Source organism: Streptomyces cyaneofuscatus (assembly GCF_000718135.1).
GTDB lineage: Bacteria > Actinomycetota > Actinomycetes > Streptomycetales > Streptomycetaceae > Streptomyces > Streptomyces cyaneofuscatus.
Window position 1 is genome coordinate 69,695 of record NZ_JOEM01000017.1, and the last position, 14,582, is coordinate 84,276.

The 14,582-nt window shown below is 71.6% G+C and carries 8 protein-coding genes; 2 read left to right on the forward strand and 6 right to left on the reverse strand.

What is annotated here, in order from left to right:
• Positions 1-12: 12 nt before the first annotated feature.
• The gene (locus tag IF17_RS01000000136705; protein ID WP_106980235.1) at positions 13-2,175 is read right to left on the reverse strand and encodes a tetratricopeptide repeat protein; all 2,163 of its coding nucleotides are present in this window, start codon (positions 2,173-2,175) and stop codon (positions 13-15) included.
• 26 nt (positions 2,176-2,201) lie between these two features.
• Positions 2,202-3,755: a TIR domain-containing protein gene (locus IF17_RS1000000139910; protein ID WP_051884126.1), complete on the reverse strand. Its 1,554-nt coding sequence runs from the start codon at positions 3,753-3,755 to the stop codon at positions 2,202-2,204.
• A gap of 88 nt (positions 3,756-3,843) precedes the next feature.
• Here IF17_RS1000000139910 and IF17_RS0126310 point away from each other — a divergent pair, with 88 nt between their 5' ends.
• Positions 3,844-6,414 carry a CHAT domain-containing protein gene (locus IF17_RS0126310; protein WP_030570648.1) on the forward strand — a complete coding sequence of 857 codons (2,571 nt, stop codon included), beginning with the start codon at positions 3,844-3,846 and terminating at the stop codon, positions 6,412-6,414.
• 36 nt (positions 6,415-6,450) lie between these two features.
• Here the strand turns inward: IF17_RS0126310 and IF17_RS0126315 are convergent, their stop codons facing one another.
• The 3 genes from IF17_RS0126315 to IF17_RS0126325 all read right to left on the reverse strand — a co-directional run bounded on the left by IF17_RS0126315 (position 6,451) and on the right by IF17_RS0126325 (position 11,892).
• Positions 6,451-7,209 carry an IclR family transcriptional regulator gene (locus tag IF17_RS0126315; protein ID WP_030570650.1) on the reverse strand — a complete coding sequence of 253 codons (759 nt, stop codon included), beginning with the start codon at positions 7,207-7,209 and terminating at the stop codon, positions 6,451-6,453.
• Positions 7,210-7,346: 137 nt separating this feature from the next.
• A complete protein-coding gene (locus IF17_RS0126320; protein WP_030570653.1) occupies positions 7,347-9,407 on the reverse strand; it encodes a neutral/alkaline ceramidase in 2,061 nt (686 codons plus the stop codon).
• 202 nt (positions 9,408-9,609) lie between these two features.
• Complete coding sequence (locus IF17_RS0126325; protein WP_030570656.1) at positions 9,610-11,892, reverse strand: FdhF/YdeP family oxidoreductase; 2,283 nt, start codon at positions 11,890-11,892, stop codon at positions 9,610-9,612.
• Positions 11,893-12,152: 260 nt separating this feature from the next.
• Between IF17_RS0126325 and IF17_RS0126330 the strand changes: the two genes are divergently transcribed.
• On the forward strand, positions 12,153-12,797 hold the full coding sequence (locus tag IF17_RS0126330; RefSeq protein WP_030570659.1) for a DUF1345 domain-containing protein: 645 nt from the start codon (positions 12,153-12,155) through the stop codon (positions 12,795-12,797).
• Here the strand turns inward: IF17_RS0126330 and IF17_RS0126335 are convergent.
• Positions 12,787-14,571: an ABC transporter ATP-binding protein gene (locus IF17_RS0126335; protein WP_030570662.1), complete on the reverse strand. Its 1,785-nt coding sequence runs from the start codon at positions 14,569-14,571 to the stop codon at positions 12,787-12,789. The two genes, IF17_RS0126330 and IF17_RS0126335, sit on opposite strands and share 11 nt — an antisense overlap.
• Positions 14,572-14,582 lie beyond the last annotated feature (11 nt).

Here is a 14,582-nt window from a genome sequence, read left to right on the forward strand (position 1 = left end):
GACAGGCGCCCTTCAGGAACCTGGCGTCCTCCCCGGCAGCTCACGGCCGGTCAAGGACGCCAGGTCCGAAGCGACCTGCTCCGCCTCGGCGGCTCCGATCTCCTGGAAGAGCCGTGCGGCGAGAGCCCACCAGCGCGCAGCCCGCACCCGGTCGCCCGAGGCGAGGGCTGCGGTGCCGAGCCTGCGCAGGCTCGTCGCCTCCTGGTGGGCGCTCCCCGCTGCTCTGCTGTGGCTGACGGCCTGGCCGTGAGCGTGTTCGGCACGTCCCGCCTCGCCCCGGCGCAGGTACAGAATCCCCAGGCTGTTGAACCCCTGTGCGGCCTCCAGATGCAACTGCAGACGCACCGCGATCCCTATCGCCTCCTCGACATGGGCCACCGCGTCGGCGAACCGGCCCAGGTCGGTCTCCACACTCGCCATGGTCCGCAGGGTGATGCACACGTGCCGGTCCGATGCGTCGAGCCGGTAGTACGCGAGGGCCTCGCGCTGCTTGGCCAGGGCGTCGGGCAGCGCGCCGCGCCGGCGGAGGACCGACGCGATGTTGGCCGACGCACCCGCCCGGCCGCGTCGGTCGCCCAGCTCGCCGAAGAGGTCGTGGGCTCTCCTGTAGTGCTGCTCCGCCTCGCCGGACCGGCCCGCTGCGACCAGTGCCATCCCGAGGTTGGTGCGGGTCAGCGCTTCGGCCCGGCGATCGCCCAGCCGGAGGGTCGCCTGGAGAGCGGCCTCATGGGTGGCGATCCAGGCGTCCAGACGCTTGGTGAAGTAGAAGTAGCCCCTGACGGCATGCGCCAGCCGCCAGCGACGGTCGTCGTACCGCTCGTCGCCGGACGTGCACAGGGCGGTCAGCGTGGGCAGGGTCGTATCCAGCCACGACAGGGCCGAGGCCGGGTTCGCCAGCTCCGGCCCGGGCGCGGCCGGACGGTGGAGCGGGACGCGGAACCGCATCGGCGCCACCAGGTCGTCCGCCCGGTCCGAGACCCCGAGGTAGTAGTCGTACAGCCGGGCCAGGACCGTGTCGCGTTCCGCCGCGCAGAGCTCACCCGCGTACGCGCGCAACAGGTCATGGGCCTCGAACCGCCCGGGGCCGGTCTCGGTGAGCAGGTTCCCCCGCACCAGGGCGAGCAGGGCTGTCGCGGCGTCGTCGGTCGTGGTGCCGGTGGCCGCCGCCAGGGCGAACACGTCGATGCCGGGGCCCGGGTGGACACCCAGCACGCGAAAGGCCCGGGACGCGTTTTCGGACAGCGCCCGGTAGGACCAGGAGAACACCGTACGCAGCGCGGAGCCGCCGTCGTTCCCGGTGTCCAGGAAGTCCAGCCGGGTGTCCGTCCCCATGGACCCGCCGAAGCGCGCGCCGTCCTCGGCGCCGCTCTCCGCGGCCCGGCTGGCCGCGATCCTCAGGGCGAGCGGCAGTCCACCGCAGAACCGGGCCAGCGCGCGGGTACTTCCCGCGTCGTCCGCGTGGTCACCGGGCGACGCCCCGAGCACAGCCAGCGCGTCGCTCTCGCCCAGGAGGCGCAGCGGCAGGAAGCAGACCTGGTGGTGCACCGCGAGACCGGCCAGACGGGCCCGGCTGGTGACGATCGCCACGCAGTCCCCGCCGCCGGGGAGCAGCGGGCGGATCTGTTCCACCCGGCTCGCGTTGTCCAGGAGGACCAGCACACGGCGGCCCGCGATCAGGGTGCGGAAGGCGGCCGCTCGCTCGGCGGTCGTCGCGAGCTTGTCGGGGTCGGCCTGGCCGAGGGCCCGCAGGAACGCCGCCAGCACGTCATGGGCGTTCAGTGGCTCGCCCGGGCCGAACCCCTGGAGGTCTACGTACAGTTGACCGCCCGGGAACTCCTCCCGCACCCGTCCCGCCCAGTGCAGGGCCAGTGCGGTCTTGCCGATGCCCGCCATCCCCGTGATCAGGGCGATACCGCCCGCCGCCAGGGCGGTATCCAGGGTGGCGAGTTCGCGATCCCGCCCGACGAGCGGTCCGCTTTCCCGAGGAATCTGCCGGGGCGGAAGCGGGGCCGGGCGGGCGGGGGCAGGGGCGTGCAGATGGACGCCCCCATGAATGATCCCGGCCTGGACCACCGGGCCGTATCCGATGTCGACCTTGTTGTCGACACGGGACGGAGGCGCAGGTCGCGGTGGTTGCGGGGTGGGTTGTCTGCGGGGCGCCGGCCCTCCGGTCATGGGTTCAGTGTCACCGGGGACGGGGCTCAGGACAACTGGGTGCCGACCTGCACGCGGATGTGGGCGTAGCCCGCTACGTCCTCGAACGTCATGAGCTGAAAGTTCTTCGGGCTGCCGGCTGCTAGCCCCGACACGGCCCCTTGCGCGGTGCCGAGGATCTCCCCGCTCGTGCTGTAGAAGGTCGCGTCGATGGACAGGAACGACACATCCGATGTGGGGGAGAGGACTTCGCCGTAGACGACGTGGTTGCCCAAGGTGTCCGGCTTGGCGACGACCTTGTCGAAGGTGACGGGTGCGCTCCGGCCCTCCGCCGACGGGCGCCCCGCCGGAGGCTCCGGGCTTCGCGGTGGCCGGCCGTATGCGGCCGAGGCCTCCGGCGGCGCCGGCTTCTCGGAGGAGGGCGGGGTCAGGTCCCCCGCCGAATGCCAGTCCGTGCCGCTCAGGTTGACCGGGCAGCCGACCGCCTCCAGCCGCATGGCCAATCTCTGCCGGCTCCGGGACGAGTCGGTCAGCCGGACCACGTACCGGCCGCCCAGATCGCTGAGCGGGCGGACCTTTCCGAACTCGACCAGGATGGTGCGGTCGGGGAACCGGCCGAAGGCCAGCCCTGCTTCGAAGAGCACATTGGGGCGTGCCTGGCCCATCGGCCGCAGCTCCCAGTCGTCCGGGCCGTCACCGTGCTCCGGTTTCAGATACACGACATCGTCCGGTGTCATGAACACCAGGAATGCCTGGGCCGCCTCCATCGCCGCGTCCAGTGCATCGCCGACGTAGGGCGCCCCCTGCCCGGTGAGGCTCAGGACTTCCGTCCACTCGCGGGGATCGAGGCCGATGGTACGCAGAAAGGTGAACAACTCGCGCCGGGCCCTGTGGTCCCGACCGTGGAAGACGATCACCGTCCGGTTCCGCGGGGCGGGCAACTCCGGCGTGCGCACAGCCGTATGCACCACAGGGCTGAGCCCCTCCTCCTCGCCGCCCCCACCGGGCAGACGCACGAACTCTTCGGGTTCTCCGGCAAAGGTGAGACGGTACCTCTGCGGTTCCTTCATGGTCGCGACCCAGTCCTGCAGCTTCGTCAGACCTCGTGTCACGGTGACCGACACCTCGATCACGACCTCGCTCGCCACGGTTCCCTTCGGCCGTTGCAGCAGGCAGCCGAGTTGATGCCCCTCGGGCCGGAGGTGTCCCTCACCACCGGGGGGTTCCAGCACCCAGGTCACCTGGGAGGACCCCACCCCTCTTGCCGGTGCCGCCCCTCCGTGGAGGTGCCGCTCCGCTCCGCTGTCGTGCTTTGCTTCGATGCCCGGACCGGCGAATTCGGCGCTGATGCTCACCTGCTGGTAGCGCCCCTGCTTGAGCGGTTCAAGAGTGACCGGGAACACGACATAGGAATACTCCCAGGTGTCCGAGTCGACCAGCCGTGCGAACCGGGCCAGGGTGGGGCCGTCGGGCCGGAACACATCAGCCCTTCCGAAGAGCACATGGCCGGCCGGCTCCCACCGGCGGTCGGATCCGGCGACCGGGACGCTGAAGTAGAGCTCTTCGACCCCGGCGACGACCGGTTCGGGGTTGCTGCTCATCCGGCTCTCCTCGACAGGGTGGCCCAACGGGGACGCGCAGGGTCAAGAATACGTTCATGACCGACAGTTCCCTCTTCGGTAGGCACCGGTGAACGGCGGCGACGCCTACCGGGGCGACATCACCCGGCACCCCTCGTCGAAACTGATCTTCGCCGCCTGGCAACGGAGTTCGGCCGAGCGCAGGCGCATTCCGGTGGAATGCCGGCCTCCCGGAGCGATCGCGCTCAGGTGCCGCTACCGTCACCTGACAGACCCGGCCGAGCCGTACGGTGTTCCCGCCCCGGTGACCGCCGAACTCTGGAACCAGGCGCTCACCGCGGAAACCGAGATCGACAACGCGGTGCACGCCGGGCGCTTCGCCCACGCCACGGCGTTGTGCCGCGAACTCATCGACGGCCCCTACGACGAACTCACCGTCACCAATGCGCTGATCGGCGCGGGAGATGTGCACCGGGCGCGAGGAGAGGTCGAAGAGGCAATCGCGCAGTACGACTTGGCGCTCCGCCGCGCCGACGCCTGCGGGTACCGCTTCGGGCGGCTGCGCGCGCTGGCCGGGCTGGGGCATGTGGCACTGAACCAGCACTCCGTCGAGCGGGCCCGGGAGATGTACGGGGAAGCGAGGGAACTGGCCCGTAGCATCGGCGATCCGCTCTACGAGGCGAACGCCTTGTTCGGCTCGGCCGAGTGCGCGGAGCGGTCGCGTGACGTGACGGGGGCGATCGAGATCCACCAGCAGGCGCACGCGCTGTACGTCGATGTCGCTTCCGTCACCGGCCAGGCCCACGCGGCCCAGCGCATCGGAGTGCTGTACCACCGGGCCGGGCGCCTCCCGATCGCCCGTACGTGGCTGGTGGTCGCCGCGAAGGCCTTCGGGCAGTTCGACGACCCCGTCGGTACGGTCAATGTGCTGGAGAGCATGGGGGATCTGCTTCTCCATGTGGACGAGACGGACGAGGCCGAAGCGCGCTACCGCGACGCCTGGACGATCGCCCAGGCACATGGTCTCGCCTCGGCCGAGGCGCACGCAGTGCAGAATTTCGGGCGGGTGGCCCGCGCCCGCCGGGACTGGTCCGCAGCTGTGGTGCTCTTCGAGAAGGCCGCGGCCGCCTACCGGGAGACCGGGGACCTGCTGGGGGTCTGCAACGCCCTCGAGAAGCTCGCAGAATGCCGGGAGAGGCTGGGGGACCCGTCCGGCCGGGCGCAGGCGGTGCGGGACCGGGTCGCCGCCGTGTTCGCGATCGAGGAGTACCGGGCGGCCCACCGCGAAGCAGGCGTGCAACAGGAGTACCGCGAACGCTTCGGCCCGGTGTACGCCTCGGCTCTGCGCGCGGCGGTGCGGGCCGGGGCGCCGGAGTCGTTCGTGGTGGTGGCCGACGGACTGGCCGGCCGGCGGCTCGCCGGTCTGGCGACGCGGGAGGTCCCGGCCGGCGTCGCCGGCCGTCTGGTCTTCCTGCAGGATCTCCTGGTCAGGAGTGACGAGCGCTGGCTGGCCCAGCGCCGCGCGCCTGGTGCGGGCGGGATGCAGCTGCCGCCGGACACGCCACGGCAGCAGCGCGTCGCCGTGATGATGGGCAGCCTCGCGATCGGGGACACGGTGCGCGAACCGGCGCGCGCGGCTGTCGAGGACCTGCTGGCGGCGGTCTACCTGCCACCCGCCGACGAAGGCGCGGATCTGCTGGCCGCGGTACCGGACCGCTGCCATCTGCTCCAGTTGGTGATCGACCCGGACGATCCCCGGCTGCTCCACCGGCTGTGGCGTGACGAGCAGGGGGAAAGCCGACTGGACAGCGTCGAGTTGAGCGATGCCTGCACCAGGCTGCTGGCCGTGGTGCGGTCCGACAGCCAGGAGCACAGCTCACTGCGCCCCGCCGATGTGACGGTCCTCGGCGAGCTGTTGCCCGAAGGGCTGCGGCGGGCGCTCGCGGACGCTGCCGTTCCGCGGCTGCTCCTGGTCCCGGCCGGCGGACTCTGGCTCGTTCCCTGGGGGGCCGTCCCCGTCGGTCCCCGCCGGCTGCTGGCCGAGAGCACCGAGTACGTTGTCTGCCCCTCGCTCGTCATCCAGCGCGTGCTGGTCCGGCGCGGCCCCGCCCGGCCCGTCGACAAGCCCTCGTGCCTGTGGCGCAACCCCAGGATGGAAAGCCTGAGGCTCACCGAGTTGAGGGCTGACGGACGGTGGACCTTCGACCTGCCGGCCACCGCCTCGCAGATCTCATCCGTCCTGGCCGCCGATGCCCACACCGTCGTCGTGCTGTGCCACGGCCGTCCGGCGGTAGGGCCAGGCCACTACCTGGAGCTGGAACCCGGCAGCTGGCTGCTGCCCGCGGACCTGCTCGACGGCACCCCACCCCAGCGCTTCTATCTCTTCACGTGCTGGGGCGGCGGTGTCCCCGGCCAGGCCATGACCGAACCCGTCACCATCGCGACCCTCGCCCTGGTGACGGGTTCGGTGGAGGTGCTGGCCACCGTGGGGGAGTACGGCGACACCCCGGACGGCGACGAGTTCGCCCAATGGGTGCTGGAGCCGCTGAGCACCGCCGGCACACCTCTCAGCCGGGCGGTCCACCTGGCGAGCACGAGGCTTCTGGCCTTGGAGGGGGCCTGGGAGTGGCCCCTGCGGGACTGGGCCCCACTGCTGCCTCTGGGCACTTTCCACGACTGACGGCCGCGGAACCGGCCCACTGAGGACGTGCCGGGGTCACTCCGGGAGCGTCAGCCTGCGGGTGACGCGCAGTGCCGAGGAGAGCAGCTGGGCCTTGACCTCGCTGGTCCGGTACATCCGGTCCGAGCGGAAGGAGATGCCGAGCGAGCCGACCTGGTCGCCGCTGTACACGCGTACGGCGACGCACGTCGTGCCGCGCCGGTACTCCTCCCGGTCCATGGAGAGCGGTGCCAGCGGTGACGCGTCCAGCTCCCGGATCAGCTCCTCGCGGCGCGTGATGGTGTGGGACGTCAGGTCGGCCAGGGGGTGGCGGGAGAGGTAGTTGGCGCGGGCCTCCTCGTCGAGCCCGCCCAGCACGCTCTTGCCCAGCGCGGTGGCGTGCCCGGCGTCCTCGAAGCCCACCCAGAGGTCGACGCGGGGGGCCCGTGGGCTGTCGACGATCTGGAGGACCCGGATCTCCCCCTCGTCGTACAGCGTCAGGTAGGCGGCGGCGGAGAGGCCGTCGCGCAGGGATGTCAGGAGCGGGCGGATGCTCTGGGTCCACGTCCCGTCACCGAATCCGGCGCCCGGCGACGGGCCCCGGTCGGCGAGGGTGAAGGCGCCGTCGTCCAGCTCGTCGAGGTAGCCGTCCTCGGCCAGGGCGTGCAGATGGTCCTCGGCAACGGCTTCGGGCAGCTCGGCCTCCCGGGCCAGCTGCTCGGCGGGGGCGCCCGTCGGGTGTGCCCCGGCGGCCTCCAGCAACCGGAGGTCCCGCTGGACGGACACGGTGGGCTCGGGGCCGGCCTGGTCACCCATGCCACCAGCATGGACCCGGGGCGGGGGCCCGGCATCTCGGGTACGGAAACCCGTGGTGGGCCGCGGTTCCGGGCCGGTCGGAGCCGTGGTGCGGGCGGCCTGTCCGTGCCGCCCGCACCACGGTCCGTGACCTCAGGTCACCCGGTCACGGTGAACGTCGGGGACGTCCCCGTGAACGGGGTGATCTTCCCCAGGAGGTTCTTCGCGTCCCCGTGGTGCACGATCCGGTACGTGCCGGGGGCGGCGTCCGGCCCGATGTCCCAGGTGACCGTGGCCTTCGACGTACCGGTCAGACCGTTGATCCGGGTCCAGCGGTACGTGGTCTCCCAGTCACCGTCGTCCAGCACCCGCACCCACTTCCCGGCCTCCAGGCGCTGGACCTCCAGGAACGTCCCGCCCCGGCGCACATTGTTCTTCGGGTGTCCGGTGGCGAACTCGACGGTCGCCGTGGAGCCGCGTGCGTACGAGGAGGCCGGTGCGTTCAGGACCGAGCCGAAGGATCTGCCGAGCGGCGGGTTGTCGTACACCACGCCGGTCTGGAAGGTGAACTGCCGGGCCGACTCGTCCGGCGGCGCTGTGCCCCGGTCCAGTGCGGAGCCCTGGCGCAGGGAGGCCGCGACCCGCGCGTACTCCTGCTGGTAGGCGGGGAGCGTGTTGCGGCCGTAGAGCGTGGAGCCGCCCTCGTAATTCTGCGTGTCGTACTCCTCCGGTGTCGTCACGTACTGGCTGTACGCGTTGGCGTACCCCTGGAGCAGCACCCGCTCCAGCGGCACCCCGAGCTCCTGGGCCACGGTCCGGCGGACCCGGAGCCCGGCCGTGATCGTGAACTCGCCCGGGCCCGCCACCAGGTACAGCTCCCCGATCCGCATGATCTGGAGCGGGAGGATCTTCGGGGTCACCGGGTGGACGTTGCTCAGCAGGCCCGTGGGGACCAGGCTCGCCTTCGGGTACTGGCAGGTCGCGAGCCAGGACGGGGTGTCGATCCGCAGCGCGTCGATGATGGAGGCGACCGGGGTGCGCATGCCCTCCTCGAAGCCGGGGATCGCCGGGCCGTCCTCCACACTGCCCGCGAGGGTGGAGGCGCCGACGACGGCGGGACAGGTCCGCTGCTCCTTGCCGTCCGTCGTGTACGCACCGCGTACGGTGACGTTCTCCATGTCCACGTAGGTGAGGCGGGCGTCCACCCCGCCGGTTACCGGCCGCGCACCGGCGTAGACCTCGCGGGCCTTGTCGAGCTGGCGCTCACCGATGATGCGGGTGTTCTCGAACTCGTCCTCCGTGGGCCCCGATCCGGGCTTCAGGTTGAGGTTCGGGGACATGTCGCCCGCGTTGGTGTTCGGGAACGCGGCGACGAAACCGGGGGTGTTGTCGAGGTAGCGCACGCCCTCGTGGTCGTGCTCCCAGGCGTAGGCGGCGTAGCCCTTGTTGTCGGGGCTGATGAGGGTGTTCTTGTTGGTGATCGAGGTGTTGTGGGTGGCGAACCAGCTGATCGCGCCCGCGTCCTTGTCGCCCTGCCGGAACCGCAGCACGGTCATCGCCGGGTCGATTCCGTCGGGGAAGGCCGCCCGGTCGGCCGCCGGATTGCGGTCGAAGGCCGCGCGGGAGCGGTTGACGCTGGCGTTGGTGAGGGTGCCGGTGCCCAGGCTGATGGTGCCGGGCTTCAGGTCGTCGTGGGCCTTGGCGACGGACTCGGCGATGCCGTCGACGATCGCCCGGTAGGTGCCGTTCTGGAAGCCGAGCACGGAGAGGTTGTACGCGACGTGGTGGGAGTAGCCGCCGGGGCCCGAGTGGGTGTGGGTGGCGGAGAGGAGGACGTTCTCCTCTCCGTACAGGCTGCCGTACTTCTCCTGGAGGCGGGCGAGGACGCCCTGCCGTACGGACTGGAAGATCATCGCGAGGTCCGCGTTGACGTAGACCACGCGCTTGCCGGTCGCCCGGTCGGCCACGACGTACGCGCGTGACCTCTGCCGCTGGTGGATGCCGGAGGTCTTCTGGTCGAAGCTGGAGTAGCCCATCATCCCGGTCTCGGCGGCCTCCCCGGTGACGTCGGCGATGCCGCGCCCGATGAGGTAGTCCGCCTCCGCGGCGGCCGGCGCGGCCGATGCGGGGGAGGGGGCGCCGAGAGCCGCGGCTCCCAGAGCGGCGGCGAGTACGAGGGCGGAGAGCTTGCGGGGGAAGCGGCGAGGGGCTGGGGGCATCGGACCTCCTGGGGCGGGAGACGTGCGGGACCCCGGGGCCCGGTCGGCAGCTCACCGACATCGGCGGGACCCGGAGCGCTGCCCCGACGGTAGAGGTGGGCGACCTGCGTCGCATAGCTCTCTACCGGCCGGTAAATGAGGATTCCTCAGAAACCCTGCCCGGCCTGGTGTGTTGTGCCCCTGATGGCCGCGAATGTGCCGCTCAGGCGGCGGGAGCGATCGTCACCTTGACGTGCTTCATGATCGGCTGGTCGCTCTGGGTGCTGTAGTCGCCGAGCGCGCACAGCACGTTCATCTCGGGCATGTACCCGGCTGCGCAGCCGCGCGGGATGTCGTACGGGATCGCCAGATAGCCGTTGAGACGGCGTCGGCTGCCGTCCTTCGCGGTGCTCGTGATGTCGACGGGGCCGAGGTCGGTGATGCCGCGCTCGCGCATGTCGGCCCGGTTCATGAAGACGAGCGTGCGCAGGTTCTTGATGCCCCGGTAGCGGTCGTTGTCGGAGTAGATGGTGGTGTTCCACTGGTCGTGCGAGCGCATCGTGCCCAGCGCCAGCGTGCCGGCGGCGGGCACCACGTCGGGCAGGCCGGCGGTGGAGAACTCGGCGCGCCCGGACGGGGTGAGGAAGACCAGCTCACGGGCGGGCTGCCGGATACGGAAGCCGAGCGGCAGGCGCACCCGCCGGTTGAAGTCCTCGAAGCCGTCCAGGGCCTTGGCCATGGTGTCGCGGATCCGGTCGTAGTCCTCGATGTACCAGTGCCAGGGCGTCGCGCTGTCCGGCAGGGCGGCGCGGGCCATCCCGGCGACGATGGCCGGCTCCGAGAGCAGGCGCGGCGACGCCGGGCGCTTCATGCCGATCGACAGGTGGACCATGCTCATCGAGTCCTCGACGGAGGTGGACTGCACGCCCTTGCGCTGATGGTCCTTCTCGGTCCGGCCGAGACACGGCAGGATCAGGGCCCGGCCGCCGTGGACGAGATGGCTCCGGTTGAGTTTCGTGCTCACCTGGACGGTGAGGTCGCAGGAGCGCAGCGCCGCGAAGGTGGCCGGGGTGTCGGGCGCCGCCATGGCGAAGTTGCCGCCCATCGCCACGAACACCTTGATCTCGCCGCGCCGCATCGCCTTGATCGTGCCGACGGTGTCCAGGCCGTGTGCGCGGGGCGGGTCGATTCCGCAGGCCTCGGCGAGGCGGTCCAGGAACGCGTCGGTGGGGCGGTGGTCGATTCCGCAGGTCCGGTTCCCCTGGACGTTGCTGTGTCCGCGTACGGGGGAGGGGCCGGCGCCCTCCCGGCCGAGGTTGCCGCGGAGCAGCAGCAGGTTGACGATCTCCCGTACGGTGTCGACGCCGTGCTCGTGCTGGGTGAGGCCCAGGCACCAGCTCACGATGGAGCGGTCCGCCTCGCCGTACACCCGTGCCGCCTTGAGGACATCGGCGCGGCTCAGCCCCGACTGGGTCTCGATCTCCTCCCACAACGTCGCCTCGCACAGCGCCCGGTACTCCGCGAAGCCCGTGGTGTACCGGTCGATGAACTCCTGGTCCAGGGCCTTGGGATCGGTCGCCGACTGCTCCAGGACCGCCTTCGCCATGCCCCGTAGCAGCGCCATGTCCCCGCCGATGCGCGGCTGGAGATTGAGCGTGCTGGTCGGCGTCGACTTGAAGAGCGCCATGTCCTTGAAGTCGTGCGGGACGATGGTGCGGGTGGCCGCCGCCTCCACGAGCGGGTTGATGTGCACGATCTGCGCGCCCCGCCGGTGGGCCTCGGAGAGGGCGGTGAGCATCCGGGGTGCGTTGGAGGCCGCGTTGACCCCGAGGATGAACAGCGCGTCGGCGCTCTCCCAGTCCTTGAGGTCGACCGTCCCCTTTCCCGTACCGAGGGAGGCGGTGAGGGCCCGGCCGCTGGCCTCGTGGCACATGTTGGAACAGTCGGGCAGGTTGTTCGTGCCCAGCTCGCGGGCCATCAGCTGGTAGAGGAACGTGGCCTCGTTGCCGAGCCGGCCGGAGGTGTAGAACGCCGCCTGGTTCGGGTCGTCCAAGCCGCGCAGGGCGGAGCCGACGACCTCGAAGGCGTCCTTCCAGCTGATCGGTACGTAGTGGTCCGACGCGGGGTCGTAGACCATCGGCTCGGTGAGGCGGCCCTGGTTCTCCAGGTCGTAGTCGCTCCACCCGGACAGCTCGGTCACCGAGTGCGCGGCGAAGAACTCCCGCCCGACCCGCTTGCGGGTCATCTCCCAGGTGACGTGCTTGATCCCGTTCTCACAGATGTCCAGGTGCAGGCCCTTGAGGTCGTCTGGCCAGGCGCACCCGGGGCAGTCGAAGCCGCCGTCCTCGTGGTTCATTTTCAGGATGGCCCGCGGACCGTCCACCGGGGAGTGCTCGCGCGCCAGGAACCGGGTCACACTCTCCGCCGCGCCCCAGCCGGCGGCCGGGTGGTGGTAGGGGCGGAACCGCGGATCGCCCTCGGGGACGGGGCCGACGCTGTGCCCCAGGGGGTCTTCCTGCTCGTCGCGGGGGTCCGGGCGGTCCTGATCGTGGTGGCTGGTGCTCACGGCTCTCGACCTTTCGGCCCGGTCGCATGCGACCTGCGACTCTTTTCGGGCATGAGTGGACGAAACGGGGCTCCCTCGCAGGCTATGCAGGGGCCTTCCCGTACGCCACTCGGCCTGCGGCGAGGTGCGGAGGATGGCCCGGGGGAGTGGGATGACGCTCGTACGGGAGTCGAACCGCCGATCCGCCGAGGTGATCCCGCTTGAGCCCCCTGGCCCACCGCCCCGCGCTCTCCGCCGTCCCCCGGCTCGTCGTCGCGGCGGTTCTCGGGGTGGTCGCCGGCGTGGTCACCGGTCTGCTGACCCATGCGCCGCTCGGGATCCTCGCCGGGATCGCCGCCGCCGAGACGATCTTCGTCGTGGCCGGGTGGATCGCGCTCTGGCCCATGGACGCGGCCACCACCCACCACAACGTCCGCCGCGAGGAGTTCCGGCCCGTCCTCGAAGAGCTGGTCGTCGTCGCGGCCGCCGTCTGCGGGCTCGTCGGCATCGTCGTCCTGCTCCTGACCAGCGACTCCGACCTCAGCCACGCCGCCGCGGCCATCGCGCTGGGCGGCGTCTTCACCGCCTGGGCCTCGCTCCACCTGATGTACGCCACCCGGTACGCGTACCTCTACTACCTGCCCACCGAGGGCGGCATCGACTTCAACTCCCGGGACAGCCCGAAGTACGTCGACTTCCTCTACTTCAGCTACAACCTCGGCATGACCTACCAGGTCTCCGACACCAACGTCTCCACCACCGAGATCCGCGCGGTCACCCTTCGGCACTGCCTGCTGTCGTACGTGTTCGGCGCCAGCATCCTCGCCACCACCATCAACCTCGTCACCGGGATCGTCACGGGCTGACCGGCGGCGCCCCGTCGTCGTCCCGCCCGGTGCGGTGGTACGCCGCCCAGAGCGCCGCGTACGCGCCCCCGGCGGCCAGCAGCTCGTCGTGCGTCCCCTGCTCCGCCACCTCGCCGCCCCGCAGGACCAGGACCCGGTCGGCCAGGCGTGCCTGCTCCAGCCGGTGCGCGACGACCACGCAGGTGCGGCCCGCGGTGACCCGGGCCAGGGCACCCTGGAGGAGGGTGCGGGTCTGCGGGCCCGATTCGGCGGTGGCCTCGTCCAGGACCACGACGGGCGGGTCGGCCAGCAGGACCCGGGCGAGCGCCACATGCTGGACGGACCCGTCGTCGAGCGGGGTGCCGGCCGGGCCGAGGACGGTGTCCAGACCGTCCTCCAGGTTCAGCGCCCAGTCGGCCCCGGCCTCGCGCAGGGCGTGGCTGAGCTGGTCGTCGGTGGCGCCGGGCCGGGCGAGCCTCAGGTTGTCGGCCAGGGTGCCCCCGAACAGGTGGACCTCCTGGGTGACGAGATAGCGGGAGGCCGGGGCGTCGGGGCTTCCCACGGTGACGCTGCCCCGGTCCGGGGTGCCGATCCCCGCGACGAGCCGGGCCAGCGTGGACTTGCCCGAGCCGCTGGCACCGACGAGCGCGAGGCTGGTGCCCGCCGGGACGCGGAGCGTGACCTCGCGCAGGGTGGGGCGGGTGCCGTCGTACGCGTACGAGACGCCCTTCACGTCGATGTCCGGGCGCCCGGGGTCCCGTGCCTCGCTCTCCGGGCGTACGGGGTGCCGGCCCCCCAGGTCGGTGATCCCGACGAGGCGCGACAGCCCCACCGTGGCCCGCTGGATGTCGTCCAGGCTGCCCAGGAGCGCCCCGACCGGGCCGAAGAGCCGGTGGAAGTAGAGGGCGGCGGCGGTGGCGGCGCCGAGGGTGACGGCCCCCGAGCCGAAGAGCGCGAAGCCGGTCACGAGGACGGCGGCGAGACCGAGGAACTCCGCCGCGTTCAGCAGCCCCGTGAACCGGTTGCGCAGCTTCACCCCGTCGCGCTGCCGCTCGATGGCGCGGACGCTGCGTTCGGCCAGATCGTCGAGATGGTGGCCCTGGGTGCGGTACGCGACGATGGACTCGGCCCCGCGCACCGCCTCGACGACCACCTGCCCGCGCGCCGACTCCAGCCTCCGGATGTCCCCGTACACGCGGTGCGAGCGGCGGAGGAACTGCCGGGTGGCGTAGACGTGGACGGGCAGGCAGACGAGCCCGGCGAGCGCGAGGCGGAGGTCGAGCACGGCGAGGCCCACCAGGCTCAGGCCGATGGTGAAGCTCGCGTGCGTCACCTCGGGGAGGACGTCGGATGCTGCTTCGGAGACCGCTTCCACATCGCGTGTGACCCGGGAGACCACATCGGAACTGCCGCTGCTCTCCAGGGTGTTGACGGGGAGGTGGACGGCGGTCTCGAAGACGTCCTCGCGGAGCTGGGCCAGCACCTCCTGCACGAGCGCCACCAGCATCCGGCCGCCCGCGTAGGCGAGGACGGCCCCCACAGCGGTGGCGCCCACCAGCGCGAGCCCGAGCGCCGCCAACTGTCCTCGCCCGGAACCTTCCGCCACGGCGTCCACGATCCCGCCGAGCAGCGGCGGAGTGGCGAGGGTCGCCGCCGTACCGCCGAGCAGCGTGAGCAGGGCCACCCCGAGCCGACGGTGGTGCGTACGGAGGCGGCGGAGGATCTCCGCGCGGGTCCGGCGGGCGTCGGCGACGGGGAGGGCGGTGACGGGCGGAGTGGTCTGGTCAGACGTCACCGGGGGATCCG